The following is a 13,893-nucleotide window of genomic DNA, read 5'->3' as shown; positions in this document are numbered from 1 at the left end:
CAATGGTCAGGAGGAGAGTCCTCGCCACTGATTCGTCTAGACCAATCAGAGCTCCGGCGGACGGCCATCCCCAGGAGGAGACCCATGTCCCCCAGAATCCGGACCACCACAGCAGCATTGACGAGCGTCGCGACCGTGGCCGCGACGGCCCTGATCCTCTCCGGCGGGGCCGCCGCGAGCCCCTCGGCCGCGGCGGCCGACTGCGGAGTGCTGTTCGACGACTTCCACTACGCCTCGCCCACCGACTCCGCGTTCAGCGGCGCCGGCTGGACCACCCGCAACGACGTCGGCAGCCCGGGCGTGCCCGGCGCGCGCTGGCTCACGAGCAACGTCACCTTCCCGACCGTGAACGGCGACCGCGTCGCCCAGCTCGCCGCCGGCACCGACGGGAGCGCAGCGGGCACCACGCACTCCGAGATGTACCAGAACCAGTTGCGGTTCCTCGAAGGCACGTACGCGAGCCGGGTCCGCTTCACCGACGCGCCGGACAGCGGCACCGACGGCGACCACGTCAACGAAACGTACTTCACGATCTCGCCGCTGCGGTACGACCGCGACCCGCTCTACAGCGAGCTGGACTTCTCCGAGTACCTGCCCAACGGTGGCTGGGGCGGCCCGACCGCCGACTACCAGACCAGCTGGTACACCTACTGGAACAACCCGACGTGGGACGGCCTGCGCACGTCCACCGCGCAGAACCGCAGCTTCGACGGCTGGCACGACATCGTCACGCAGGTGTCGGGCGGGCACGTGAAGTACTACATCGACGGCGTCCTGACCGCGGACCACACCACCGACGCGCAGGGCGACCCGGTGTACCCGCGGACGCCGATGTCGATCAACTACAACATGTGGTTCATCGACACGGCGGGGCACGCCGGCGGGAACAGCGTGTACACCGAGCAGGTCGACTGGACGTACTACGCGGGCAACCAGGTCGTGTCGCCCGCGGACGCGGTCGCCAAGGCCGGCCAGTACCGGACGGCCGGGACGTCCCATGTGGACACGGTCAACGGCTGCACCACGCCGACGAGCCCGCCGCCGACCACGACCACCAAGCCGACCACGCCCACGACCCCGACGACGCCCACCACACCGTCCCAGCCCGCCGACTGCTCGACGGCGCCCGAGTGGGACTGGGGCACCGTGTACCTCGGCGGCCAGCGCGTGAAGCACAACGCGCACCTCTGGCAGGCGAACTGGTGGACCCAGGGTTCCGAACCCGGGCTCACCGCGCAATGGGCCGACCTCGGCCGCTGCTGACGCACCCTCCCGCCCCCACTTCCGCCGCCCTCCCAGGAGTTACCCGTGCGCAGACGCACACTCGCCGCCGTGCTGGCCGTCACCGCCCTGACCGCCGGTGCCTGCGGGACCGACACCCCCGCCGCCCCCGCGCAGGGCGGCACGCTCACCGTCTGGCTGATGAACGGCGACCTGAGCGACAAGGCCACCGCGGCGATCGGCGCCGCCTTCGAGAAGGCCACCGGCGCCAAGGTCACCGTGCAGATCCAGGAATGGGACAACATCAACACCAAGATCAGCACGGCCCTGGCCCAGGACACCACGCCGGACGTCATCGAGATCGGCAACACCGACGTCCCGCTCTTCGCCGCCAACGGCGCGCTGACCGACCTGAACCCACACCGCGCCGAGCTCGCCGCCGGGACCACCTGGTTGCCCGGCCTCGCCGGTCCGGCCACTGTGGACGGTCACCTCTACGCCGCGCCGCTGTTCGCCGGCAACCGCGCGGTCATCTACGACAAGCAGGCCTGGGCCGACGCCGGGATCACCGCGCCGCCGAAGACGTTCACCGAGCTCACCCAGGACCTCGACAAGCTCAAGGCCAAGCACCCCGCCCCCGACTACTCCGCCTTCCACTTCCCCGGCAAGTACTGGTACGGCGCACTGCAGTTCGTCTGGGACGCGGGTGGCCGGCTCGCCGTACAGAAGGACGGCAAGTGGGCCGGAGCCCTCGAAAGCCCCGAGGCGCAAAAGGGCTTGCAGGCGTGGAAGGACTTCCAGAACACCTACTCCTCGGCCGCCTCCCGCAACGTCGACACCAAGGCGCCCGACCAGGCCGCGATCTTCTCCTCCGGCGGCGCCGGCGCGATCCTCGACACGAGCGTCAACACCGTGGTCAAGAACAAGCCGGAGCTGAAGGACCGCCTGGGCACGTTCCCCTTCCCCAGCGCCACGCCCGGGAAGACGCAGCCGGTGTTCCTCGGCGGGTCCGACCTGGCCGTGGCGGCCAAGAGCCGCAACCAGGACCTCGCGCTCGCCTACCTCAAGGCCGCGACCGACCCGGCCGTGCAACGCGACGCGATCGTCGGCATCGACGGCTGGACCCCGATCTCGACCGAGCTGATCGACCAGGTGACGCCCGCCCTTTCGCCGGTCGCCGGCGCGTTCGCCACCGCCGCCAAGACGAGCGTCGCGACCCCGGCCACCCCGGGCTGGGCGACCATCGAAAGCGACAAGTCCATCAACACCTTCTTCGCCGACATCGCCACCGGGCGCCGAAGCATCGCCGACGCCGCGAAGGACTTCGACGCTCACCTGACCGAGGCGCTGAACGCCCACTGACCGGCGGGGTGGCCCGGCCGACTGCCGTCCCCAACCGGGCCACCCCGCCCCTTTCCGCGAAGGAGTCCCCGTGTTGCTCGAGAAAGCGCCGCCCGCGGCCCCGGAAAGACCGGCCACGCCGCGCCGGCGACGCTCGCTGCTGCCCTACGGCCTCCTCCTGCCCGCGGTCGTCCTGCTCGGGCTTGTCCTGGGCTACCCGCTCGTGCGGCTCGTCGTCATCTCGACGCAGCAGTACGGCCTGCGGTCGCTGTTCACCGGGACGACGACCTTCGCGGGCTGGGACAACTACGCCGCGGTCCTCGGGGACGACCACCTGCTGCCGGTCCTCGCGCGCAGCGTCGGGTTCTGCGCGGCGCTCGTCGCGGGCACGCTCGTGATCGGGTTCGGCGTCGCGCTCCTGCTGCGGCGCCTGGGCCGCGGCATGCGCACCGCCGTCACCCTGTGCCTGATCGCGGCGTGGGCGCTGCCGAACGTGGCGTCCACTTTGGTCTGGCAGTGGCTCTTCCAGCCCGGCTACGGCGTGGTCAACTGGCTGCTGACGCGGCTCGGCTTCGGCGACCTCACCCAGCACGACTGGACGACGTCGCCCGCGTCGGCGTTCACCCTGGTCTGGCTGCTGGTCGTGTGGCAGTCCGTGCCGTTCGTCGCGCTCACGCTCTACGCGGGCCTTTCGCAGATCCCGCGCTCCTACTACGAAGCCGCCGCCCTCGACGGTGCCGGGCCGTGGCGGGTCCACCGCACCATCACGGTGCCGTTCCTGCAGCCGATCCTCGGGCTGGTCACGATCCTGTCGGTGATCTGGGACTTCACCGTGTTCAACCAGATCTGGATCCTCACCCAGGGCGGGCCGGACGAAGGCACCACGACGCTGGGCATCTGGACGTTCACCCGCGCGTTCAGCCACAACGACTTCGGGCAGGGCGCGGCGATCGCCGTCATCTCGGTCGCCCTGCTCGTCGGCATGACGGCCGTGTACGTGCGCCGGCTCGTCCGTTCCGGGGAGGACCTGTGATCCGGCGGGTCGGCCGCAACGTCACGGCGGTCCTCTTCTGTCTCGTGTGGATCTTCCCGGTCTACTGGATGGTGCTCACGGCGTTCAAGCCCGCGGGCAAGATCCTCCAGCCCACGCCGGAGTTCCTGCCCTTCGACCTCACCTTCGGCAACTTCGCCGACGCCCTCGCCAAACCGGGGTTCGTGCCGGACCTCCTCAACAGCGTCGTGGTCGTCGTCGCGGTCGTCGCCCTGTCCATCGTGGTCGCCTTCCTGGCCGCGACGGCGCTGACGCGCTTCCGGTTCTTCGGGCGGCGCAGTTTCCTGATCGGCGTGCTGGTGCTGCAGATGGTGCCGGTGCCCGCTTTGGTCATCCCGCTGTTCCTGAGCCTGAAGAGCGCGCACCTGCTGGACACGCTGTCCGGGCTCGTCCTGACGTACGTGGCGCTCGTGCTGCCGTTCACGATCTGGACGCTGCGCGGGTTCCTGCACGGCATCCCCGTCGAACTGGAGGAGGCCGCGATGGTCGACGGCGCGACGCGCGCCCGGGTCATGCGCTCGGTGCTGCTGCCGCTCGTGCTGCCCGGGCTGATCGCGACCAGCGTGTTCGCGTTCATCACCGCGTGGAACGACTTCCTGTTCGCCTACGTGATCATGAAGGACAGTTCCGGCTACACGCTGCCGGTGTGGCTGGTGTCGTTCAGCACCAGCACGGGCACCGACTACGGCGGGCTCATCGCGGCGTCGACGCTGTTCGCGCTGCCCGTCGTCGTCTTCTTCGCGCTGGTGCAGCGCCACCTCGTCGAAGGCATGACCGCGGGCGCGGTGAAGGGCTGATGCTGATCCCCCACCCCGTACGCCTGACGCGCCGCGCCGGCTCCTTCGCGCCCGCGGGTGGCCTGCGCGTGCTCGCGAACCACGGCGCCGAGCGGGCCGCCCGGCTGCTCGCCGGGTACCTGGCCCGGCCGGCGCTCCGGCACGGCCCCGCGATCCGTGTCGAGCTGGTGCCGCAGGCGAAGCTGGGCCTCGAGGGCTACGAGCTGGACGTCACGCCGGTGAGCGCGCTCCTGACTGCGTCCACCGAAGCCGGGCTGCGCAACGGGGTCCAGACGATCCGGCAGCTGGTGCCGTTGCACGGCCCGCCGCGGCTGCCGTGCCTGCACATCCGCGACTCGCCGAGACTGCCGTGGCGGGGCGTGCTCCTGGACGTCGCCCGGCACTTCCTGCCGCTGGAGTTCCTGCGCGAGTTCGTCGATCTCCTGGCGCTGCACAAGTACAACGTGCTGCACCTGCACCTCACCGACGACCAGGGCTGGCGGATCGAGATCGACGGCCGGCCCAGGCTGACCGAAGTCGGCGCGTGGCGGGCCGAGTCGATGGTCGGGGCGGCGGGCAGCGGCGTCTTCGACGGCGTCCCGCACGGCGGCTTCTACACCCAGCGCGAACTGCGCGGACTGGTCGCCTTCGCGGCCGACCGCGGCGTGCGGATCGTGCCCGAGATCGACCTGCCCGGGCACGTGCGCGCGGCGCTGGCCGCCTACCCCGAGCTGGGCAACCGGCCGGAGACGCCGCTGCCGGTGTGGACCTCCTGGGGGATCAGCCCCGACATCCTCGGCGTCCACGACGCTGCGTTCGCCTTCTGCCGCGAGGTGCTCACGCAGGTCGCGGACGTCTTCCCGGCCCGGCACCTGCACATCGGCGGCGACGAGTGCCCCACGACGCAGTGGGCGGCGAGCCCCGTCGCGCGGGACAAGGCCGCGGAGCTGGGGCTGCGGGACACGGCCGAGCTGCACCCGTGGTTCCTCGGCGAGCTGCACGGGTTCCTGACCGGGCTCGGACGGCAGGCCGTCTGCTGGGACGAGACCGGCCACGCCGCCGGCCGGCTGCCCCCGGAAATGGTCGTCACGGCCTGGCGCGACGCCGCCCACGGCGCTTCGGCCGTCGCCCGCGGCCACCAGGTGGTGATGGCGCCGCACACGTCGACGTACTTCGACTACCGGCAAAGCGAAGAACCCGGCGAACCCCCGCGCGAGGACGTCACGACCCTCGAGGACGTCTACCGCTTCGACCCCCTGGCGGGCGGGTTGCCGGTCAGCGACGGGACCCGGCCCGGGGTGCTCGGCACGCAGGCCCAGCTGTGGACCGAACACGCGCCGACCCCCGACCACGTCCGGCACCTGGCGTTCCCGCGGCTGTGCGCGCTGGCCGAGCGCGCGTGGTCGCCGCCGGGACGCCGTTATGCTGAATTCCGGGAGCGCCTGGCCGGTCACCTCGAACGGCTGCGCGCCCTGGACGCCCTGCCCAAGGAGCGCGTCCGGTTCGCCGGCGCGGTCCCCGTATCCGGGAAGACGGTGCCTTGACCCCTGCGACATCCGGGGCTCCGCCCCAGGCCGGGGGCTCCGCCACCCAGAGCCCTCGAAAAAAGGGTGAAGAACCGGCGGACCGCCCGCCCACGGTGAAGCGCGACCGCGTCCGGCGGCACCTGCTGAAGGTGATCGAAAACGCCGGCCCGGGCACCGGGCTGGCCTCCGAACGCGACCTGGCCGCCGAGCTGGGCGTGTCCCGCCCGACCGTGCGGGCGGCCATCGACGAGCTGACCCGCACCGGGCTGCTGGTCCGCCAGCGCGGCCGCGGCACGTTCACCAGCCCGCAGAAGGTGACGCAGGAGCTCGCGACCGGGCTCGCCGTGCCACCCGCGGAAGGGCACTGGACCAGCCGGGTGGTCGCGTTCGCGATCGCCCCGGCGCCGCGGTCCCTGGCGGCCGAGCTGGAGCGGGACGCGGGAACGTCCGTGCTGCGCGTGACGCGCGTCCGCCACGTCGACGACGAGCCGATCGCGATCGAACGGCTCGCCCTGCCGGCGTCGCTGGTGCCCGGGCTGTCGCCCGCGGACCTGGAGTCGGGCAACTTCTACCGGCTGCTGCGCGAGCGGTTCGGGATCGTGGTGCAGGACGCGGTGCAGACGATCGAGCCGGCCGTCACCAACCCCGAACAGGCCGAGCTGCTGGAAATCGCCGTGTACGCGCCGATCCTGCACATCGAGCGCCTGACGCGCGACACGACCGGGCAGGTGGTCGAGCTGACGCGGTCGTACTACCGGGGTGACCGGTACCGGATCACGTCGAAGCTCCGCTTCGACGCCGAATCGGGCTGACACGCATCCGGAAAATAAATCTTCGCCGAAACCCCAGCCACGCGCTTTTTAGCGTCCACTCATTACCCGAACGAGTGACGCCGTGACGGCAACCGGGTGATCACCGGCCCCGAAACCCCTCGTCACAAGGGGTGCCGATGATCGCGTGCCGATAACGAACTGCGCTGTTGGCTTCGCCTTTTCGGCGCCCGGGTGAGAGCTCTTCAGGAGTCTCACCCGGGCCGCATAGGATTTTCCTTCGGCCGGGAAACGATTCCCGGAAACCTCCGTCGCACAAGAATCGAGGACCGTTCATGCGAAGACGCATGCCGGTAGCAGCCTTGCCGCTGGTGCTCGTCGCGGCCACCGCCGTCGCGCTGCCCGCCACCGCCGAGGCCGCCGCCGTCTCGGGGCTGACGAAGTCCGTGCAGGGCACCGGTTCCCCCGCCGACCACGGTGCCACCGCGAACTGGGTCATCGGCTACGACGACCAGGCCACCGGGACCGGCGCCGCCACCATCACCGACGCCGTCGGCGCGGGCCAGGCGTTCCAGTCCGGTTCGCTGCACGCGCCGCCCGGCTGGACGCCGTCGTGGTCCACCGACGGCAGCACCTTCACCGGCACCGAACCCGCGTCCGGCGTGACCGCCGTCCGCGCGACGGACCCGGACGCCGGACCCGACGCGACGTCGGTGTCCGGCGCGCTCACCCCGCCCGTGCAGGCGGTCACGACCGCGACCGGCGGCGACGGCTTCACCCCGATCCTCCACCGCACCCCGTCCGGCGCGCTGCAGGCCTGGACCATCTACCACCACCTGGGCGCGACGTCGCCGAAGGTCGTGTGCACCGACCTCGCCACCGGCCAGCGGTGCCCCGGCGGCCCGTGGCCCAAGGTGCTCAACACCGCCCCCGGCCCGCTCGGCACCCTCGGGGCCGGCGACATCGCCAGCACCATGGTCGAGCAGTACGTGCACGACCCCGCCACGCCCGCGCGGGTCTACTACCCCGCCGTCACGGCGTCGTCCGTCGGCGTCGGCTGCCTCGACCTGGCCGCGGCGGCCAACTGCGGGTACTGGGCGCTGTCCCCCACCGGCGGGTCCCCGGCGGTGAACAGCATCGGCGGCTTCGTGGAAAGCGGCGGCAACCTGTACGGCACCGTCAGCTCCGGCGCCGTCGTCTGCTGGACGATCGCCAGCAGGAGCGCCTGCGGCGGCCAGCCGTACGCGCCGGTCGTCCCGGCCGCCACCCAGCCGTACGTCTACGGCGCGCTGACCGTGGTGGCGGGCAAGGTGTTCGCGTCGACGTCGAGCCCCGGCACCGCGCAGCAACCGTCCCTCGGCTGCTTCGACCCGGCGACGGCCACGGCCTGCGCCGGCTGGGCGGCTCCACGGCCGACGGGCCCGGCCGGCAACTACAACTACAACGACTACACGGCCTTCGACCCGAGCGGCGCCCCGGTGGGCGCGTGCGCGACGACGACCGGCGGGCCGGACGTCACGACGTGCTACGCCCTGGACGGTTCCGCGCTCGCGGCCCCGCCCGGCCCGGCCGCGCTGCCGGCCGGGGTGTACGCCTTCCCGCCGGAGGTCGTCACCGATCCCGCCGGCCACGTCCGCACCTACCTGCCGATCTGGAACGGCGGCTACGCGGGCGCGGCGCTCTGCCACGACTGGGCGACCGGCGCGGCGTGCGCGGGCCTGCCCGGCCCGATCACGCACCCGTCGGTGAACGGCGGGGCCACCCGGGACTACGGCTACACGTACGACCCGCCGTCCGGGTGCCTGATCGGGCTGGCGACGCGGGCGTGCTGTTCTCGATGGACCCGGCCACCGGGGCCACCCCGTGCGTCCGCTCCGGCGGCCAGGTGACCCTGCGGCCGGCCGATTTCTATTGTGACGGCGGTTCTTCGCACGTCCAGGGCTACACGGCGGCGCGGCTCAGCGGCGTCGACCCGGCGAACGTCGACTTCGCGGCGTCGCGGGTGACGGTGGTGGACCAGGCCGGCGCGACGGTGCCGACCCCGGGCTTCGCCCCGGACGGCTCGGTCGACCTCACCGGCGTCTCCGTGGCCGGCCACCCGTCGATCACCGTGACGACGACCCTGGTGCTGCACAACGGAACCGGCTTCAGCGGGTCGCTGGTGGTCGGCTACGCGGGCGACGCTCCCCAGGTGTGCTTCCGCACGACGATCTCCGCGGACTGCGCGGTGGCGTCCGTGGCGGACACGGCGACGGGCACCGACTCGACGGGTGCGTTCACGTCGAACACGGTCACGCTGCCGGTCGCGCCGGGCGCGTCGTGCACGCCGAAGGTCAAGGTGGAGAAGGAGATCTGCACCTCGACGTCGGCCGCGAAGTGCGGCCCGGGCGGCGCCGGACCGTGGGCGAAGCAGACGGGCGTGGGCCTGCTGGGCCTGCTGAACGCGACGGCGTACTGGCGGATCACGGTGACCGACCTCGGCCCGGTCGGCATCACGTCCGCACAGGTCGTGGACACCGTGGAGCCGTCGTGCCGGACGGGCCCGTTCTCCCTGGCGGCCGGGCAGTCCGAGCAGGTGTACTGCTCGACGTACGCACTGCTGAGCCTGTTCCCGATCACGAACCAGGCGAAGGCGAGCTACGTCCCGGCGAACGCCCCGGCGGGAACACCGCCGTCCCACACGGGCTGGTCCTCGGCGACGGCGTGTTCGCTGTTGTGCGTCCTGTAGGGGGCTGAGGTGACGGCCCGCGGGGACGCTCCCCGCGGGCCGTCCGCGCGCGGCTCACACCGTGACGGGCGCCCGCTCCCCGGCGACGGCCTCCGGCCGCACCGCCGGCGCCATCAGCACCGCGCACAGCGGGACCGCCATCGCGATCGACGCCAGGACGAACACCGGGAACAGGAAGGAAAACACCTCGAGGCCCGCCGGGTCCGGGGCGTTCATGTCCATGTGCATGCGGACCGCCGCCATGCCCGTGTAGTGCATGCCCGTCACCGCCGCGCCCATCACGAAGCCCGCCAGCAGCCGCAGCGAGAGGCGGTCCAGGAAGACCGCGAACCACAGGGCCGCCGTCGCCGCGACCACCGCGATCACCACCGACAGCGCCACCAGGCCGCCGTCGTAGGTGAAGTCGCCCTTCACGCGCAGGCCCGACATGCCCGTGTAGTGCATGACGTTCACCGCCAGGCCCGTGATGACGCCGCCCAGCGCGAGGCGCCACCAGCCGAACTTGGCGCGGCCGCCCACCACCACGAGCCCCGCGAACACCGCCGTCACCGACAGGATCGCCGAAAGCACCGTGCGGAAGACGTCGTAGCGGACCGGCATCCCCGGGGTGCTGAACCCGAGCATCGCGACGAAGTGCATCAGCCAGATGCCGACGCCGCCGATCGAGACCGCCGCCAGCACCAGCCAGCGCATGCGGTGGGCGGGGCTCGCCGCGTGGCGGGCCTGGACCGCGCAGGCCAGCCCGAGCGCGCAGCCGACCACCGACGTCAGGTACGCCAGCACGAGCAGCCAGTGCCCGAGCGCGAAGTGCTCCATGATCAGTCCTTCCCGGTGCTAGAGGTCGCGCAGCCCGTGCAGCACGCGTTCCATCAGGTCGTGGCGCTCGTCCCAGGTGGAGGTGTCGGTGAGCGTGTCGCGGACGATCACCAGGTTGTCCTGCATCAGGTCCGACACGAGCACCCGGACCACGCCGAGCGGCAGCGCCAGCAGCGCGGCGATCTCCATCAGCGACCGGGGCCGGGCGCACAGCTCGGTGACCTGCGCCAGCGCGCTCGACGAGTGGTAGAGCGCCTCCGCCCGGCCCGCCGCCGTGGTTTCGACGAGGGCCTCGACGGCGATCTCGACCGCCGGTGCCGTCCGGCCTTCGGTCCACGCGTAGGGCCGGGCCAGCGCCGGGCTCCGGCGCGGCTCGTCCCCGGCGAAGCCGGACGGCTGGTCGGTCACCGCCGGTCCTGCGCCACCTCGCGCGCGGGCACGTCGACCTTCTGCCCCACCCGCTCGACCAGCATCGTCATCTCGTAGCCGACCAGCCCGATATCGCAGCCGGTCGAGGCGAGGACGACGAGGTTGGAGCCGTCGCCCACGCTCATCAGCAGCAGGAAGCCCTGCTCCATCTCGATGACCGACTGCACGACCCGGCCGGCGGTGAACAGCTCCGCGGTGCCCAGCGACAGGCTCGACAGCCCGGCGGCGATGGCCGCCAGCTGGTCGGCGCGCTCGCGGGGCAGCGCCTCGTCGGCCGCCACGAGCAGGCCGTCGGCCGAGACCAGCACGGCGTGCGCGACCCCCGAGACGTCCTGGACGAACCCGTTGACCAGCCAGTTCAGCGTCGCCGTCCGCTCGGGCGGCGCGGCGGGGCCGGGGAACGGCAGGGTCCCGCTGAGGGCCCGGGATTCGGCACGTCTCGGGTGCACGTCGGGAAGTTCCGTCATCGCGGATCCACTTCGTCCTTTCCGGATTCTTCGGCGCGGGCCGCGGTCTCCTGCCGGGCCGCGCGCATCCCCTGGTAGTGCCGGGACAGGCTGGTGCGGACGGCGGCGGCGTCCCGGAACGCACCACCGGTCTGCGCGCGCACGCGCGGGAAGACGGCCCCGGGGGCGAGCTGCGCCCCCGGCCGCCGGGTCGGCAGCCCGGCCTCGGTGAGCTGCTGCGCGGCGGCGGGCTTGAGAGCGCTTTCGGCGGCCTGCCGCGCGCGGTCGGCCGGGGTGTCCCATTCGCCGACCGCGGGCCTTTCCGGCCGGGCGGCCGGCTTTTCGACGGAGGTGGGCCAGTCGGCCGCCGGGATCGCGCCCGGTTCGTTCGACGCCGGAGTGTGCGCGGCGGTCGGCGTTTCGTCGGCGGAGGCCGGTTCCGCGGTTGCGGCCTGCCCGGCGCGGTGCGCGGCGGAGGTTCCGTTCCCGAGGGCAGGTTCGGACGCGGCAGGCGGCTCGGCCGGGCGCGCCGCGGAGTTGCCGTTCCGGTGCGCCGGATCGGTTACGGGCTTTCCGTTCCGGCCCACCGGATCGGCCGCGGAAGTTTCCTCCCGGCCGGGCGAATCGGCCACGGCGGGCTGCTCTCCCGGGGAGAGCCGGGCGGCCAGGCCACTACGGTCTGCCGGATTCGGCCATTCCACCGCCGGGGACTTGTCCCGCTGCGGCCACGCCGGCTTCGCGGCCGGCTCGGTGAACCAGCTCGTCACCACCTGCTCGAAGATCGGCGTCGAGGCCTGGGCCGGCACCACCGGGGGGCGGGCGTGGCCGTTGCGGGACGCGGCTGCCGTGGCGATGCGGCCCGCGCCGATCGGGCGGGCCAGGTCGGCGATCACCAGTGCGCCCGGCACGTGCACGCTCGCCGTGACACCCGCGTGCCGCGGGCCCGTCCCCGTCGCGCGCAGCCGCACCGTGACGCCGTGCAGGGCGGCCAGCCTGCCGACCACGAACAGGCCCATCCGCCGGGTCGTCTCCGGGCCGACCGTCGCCGCCGCGGCGAGGCGTTCGTTCACCGACGCGAGCTCCTCGGGCGTCATGCCGAGGCCCTGGTCGACGACCTCGATGAGCAGCCCGCCGTCGGCGCCGCGGTCGGCCGTCAGCGCGACCTTGTGCTCCGGCGGGGAAAACCGCGTCGCGTTCTCCAGCAGCTCGGCGAGGATGTGCACGACGTCCGCGGCCGCTTCGGGCTGCACCGAGCTGCGCGGCGCGTTGCCCAGCGCCACCCGGCGGTAGTCCTTGACCTCCGACGTCGCCGCCCGCAGCAGGTCGCGCGTCGGCACCGGCTCCCGCCCGTGGCGCACCGGCCGGCCGCCCGCGAGCACGTGCAGGTTCTCGCCGTTGCGGCGCAGCCGGGTGGCGATGTGGTCGACGCGGAACAGCTCGTCGAGCCGGTTCGGGTCCTGTTCGCCGGCCTCGAGGTCTTCGATGATCGACAGCTGCTGCTCGACCAGCGACTGGCTCCGCCGCGACAGCGTCATGAACATCTCGCTGACCTGCTTGCGCAGCTCGGCCTGTTCGACGGCGAGCCGGACGGCCTGGCGGTGCATGTCGTCGAAGGCGTGGGCCAGCTGCCCGATCTCTTCCTCCGTGTGGATCCCGGCCGTGGGCACCGCGCGCCAGTCGACTTCCGTGCCTTCGCGGACCTGCCGGACGGTCTCGGGGAGCTGCTCGTTCGCCGCGCGCAGGGCGGCCGCGCGCAGCCGGCGCACCGGTGTGACGAGCGACCGCACGACCAGCAGCGCGATGGCGAGCGCGCCGAGCAGCGAGCCCAGCACCAGGGCCGTGTCGCGCAGGGAGTCCGAGCGGGCGTCGTCGGCCGCCGAGGACACGTCCGAGGACAGCGACGCCGCGACGTCGTTGAGCACGTGGGTGACGCCGGTGGTCTCCGCGGTGATCGAGGGCAGGAAGGAGGCGAGTGCCGCGCCGCCGTTCGCGGGGTCCTGCAGGGCTTCGCGGCGGCTGTCGCCGGTGCTCATCGCCGCGCCGAAGCGGGCGAGGAGGTCGCCCTTCAGCCGGTGCTCCGCCTGTTCGCCGAGCACCTCCTGCTCGGCGACCGTCTGCACGACGGCCGGGCGCAGCGACGCGTCCTCCGGGCTGTTCTGCGCCGCCCGCGCGTAGGTCTCTTCGGTGGCCAGCTCTCCGCGGAGGTGCACCAGCAGCCGCGTGGTCTCCGCGGTGTCGCCGCCGACGTCGGCGGGCACGATCGCGGGCACGAGGTCGCCGAGGGTCGCGATGATGTCGTTGTAGCCGGCGGCTTTCGTGCGGACGTCGCCGCCGCCGGCCCCGGCCGCGCGGATCCCGGCGAGCTTGCCCAGCGCCGTGTTGAGCGCCCGGCCGGTGTCGGCGGGCAGCGGCGCGAAGCCGGTGTCGCGCTGGATCGCGGCCACCTTGGCGTCGACGGCGGCGGTCAGCGTGTTCGGCGCGCCCGCCGGGACCGCCACCGCGGCGACCATCTCCTCGCCCAGCGAGGCGGTCAGCTCGACCGTGTCGCGCAGCACCGGCAGGCGGTCGCGGGCCGCGCTGAGCTCGGTGGCCCGGTCGAGCTCGCCCTGGATCCGGACTTCGGCGAGCGCCACCGCGACCAGGACGGGCAACAGCAGCACGACGCTGATCTTGGTGCGGACGCTCCAGTTCGCCGGCCACCACGCGGCATCCGCCGGCAAGCGGGGCGTGGATCTGCTTTCGTGCATGGCGAAACCGCTCGATTCCCAGCCGCGTGCGGCCGATGTCGA

General features: G+C 72.8%; 12 protein-coding genes. 8 read left to right on the top strand and 4 right to left on the bottom strand.

Going from position 1 to position 13,893, the window contains the following annotated elements:
* Nucleotides 1-84: 84 nt before the first annotated feature.
* The 8 genes from ACWEN0_RS21920 (at nt 85) to ACWEN0_RS21885 (ending at nt 9,413) form a co-directional block, all read left to right on the top strand.
* Entirely contained in the window at nt 85-1,263 is a 1,179-nt protein-coding gene (locus ACWEN0_RS21920; protein WP_451976287.1) for a carbohydrate-binding protein, read from the top strand.
* Between the two features lie 45 nt (nt 1,264-1,308).
* Nucleotides 1,309-2,583: an extracellular solute-binding protein gene (locus ACWEN0_RS21915; protein WP_451976284.1), complete on the top strand. Its 1,275-nt coding sequence runs from the start codon at nt 1,309-1,311 to the stop codon at nt 2,581-2,583.
* A gap of 70 nt (nt 2,584-2,653) precedes the next feature.
* On the top strand, nt 2,654-3,595 hold the full coding sequence (locus tag ACWEN0_RS21910) for a carbohydrate ABC transporter permease (RefSeq protein ID WP_451976281.1): 942 nt from the start codon (nt 2,654-2,656) through the stop codon (nt 3,593-3,595).
* Complete coding sequence (locus ACWEN0_RS21905; RefSeq protein WP_451976278.1) at nt 3,592-4,410, top strand: carbohydrate ABC transporter permease; 819 nt, start codon at nt 3,592-3,594, stop codon at nt 4,408-4,410. Before ACWEN0_RS21910 ends, ACWEN0_RS21905 begins: the two co-directional genes overlap by 4 nt.
* Nucleotides 4,410-5,933: a beta-N-acetylhexosaminidase gene (locus ACWEN0_RS21900; protein WP_451976275.1), complete on the top strand. Its 1,524-nt coding sequence runs from the start codon at nt 4,410-4,412 to the stop codon at nt 5,931-5,933. Before ACWEN0_RS21905 ends, ACWEN0_RS21900 begins: the two co-directional genes overlap by 1 nt.
* A 95-nt stretch (nt 5,934-6,028) precedes the next feature.
* A complete protein-coding gene (locus ACWEN0_RS21895; protein ID WP_451976272.1) occupies nt 6,029-6,727 on the top strand; it encodes a GntR family transcriptional regulator in 699 nt (232 codons plus the stop codon).
* 293 nt (nt 6,728-7,020) lie between these two features.
* Nucleotides 7,021-8,574 (top strand): hypothetical protein, encoded by a 1,554-nt coding sequence (locus ACWEN0_RS21890; RefSeq protein ID WP_451976269.1) that lies wholly within the window; start codon nt 7,021-7,023, stop codon nt 8,572-8,574.
* Entirely contained in the window at nt 8,523-9,413 is an 891-nt protein-coding gene (locus ACWEN0_RS21885; RefSeq protein ID WP_451976266.1) for a DUF7617 domain-containing protein, read from the top strand. Before ACWEN0_RS21890 ends, ACWEN0_RS21885 begins: the two co-directional genes overlap by 52 nt.
* A gap of 54 nt (nt 9,414-9,467) precedes the next feature.
* On the opposite strand, the gene ACWEN0_RS21880 is transcribed toward ACWEN0_RS21885, so the two are convergent.
* The 4 genes from ACWEN0_RS21880 to ACWEN0_RS21865 are packed head-to-tail and all read right to left on the bottom strand — an operon-like array spanning nt 9,468 to nt 13,851.
* Entirely contained in the window at nt 9,468-10,229 is a 762-nt protein-coding gene (locus tag ACWEN0_RS21880) for an MHYT domain-containing protein (protein WP_451976263.1), read from the bottom strand.
* A gap of 18 nt (nt 10,230-10,247) precedes the next feature.
* Entirely contained in the window at nt 10,248-10,637 is a 390-nt protein-coding gene (locus ACWEN0_RS21875; RefSeq protein ID WP_451976260.1) for a DUF742 domain-containing protein, read from the bottom strand.
* Nucleotides 10,634-11,125: a roadblock/LC7 domain-containing protein gene (locus ACWEN0_RS21870; RefSeq protein ID WP_451976257.1), complete on the bottom strand. Its 492-nt coding sequence runs from the start codon at nt 11,123-11,125 to the stop codon at nt 10,634-10,636. The genes ACWEN0_RS21875 and ACWEN0_RS21870 overlap by 4 nt, the downstream gene beginning before the upstream one ends.
* Nucleotides 11,122-13,851 (bottom strand): ATP-binding protein, encoded by a 2,730-nt coding sequence (locus ACWEN0_RS21865; RefSeq protein WP_451976254.1) that lies wholly within the window; start codon nt 13,849-13,851, stop codon nt 11,122-11,124. Before ACWEN0_RS21865 ends, ACWEN0_RS21870 begins: the two co-directional genes overlap by 4 nt.
* Between the last annotated feature and the right edge of the window lie 42 nt (nt 13,852-13,893).

It is taken from the genome of Amycolatopsis sp. NPDC004378, assembly GCF_053602455.1.
The sequence above is the reverse complement of the archived record's forward strand: the minus strand, read 5'-3'. Positions and strand labels throughout refer to the sequence as shown.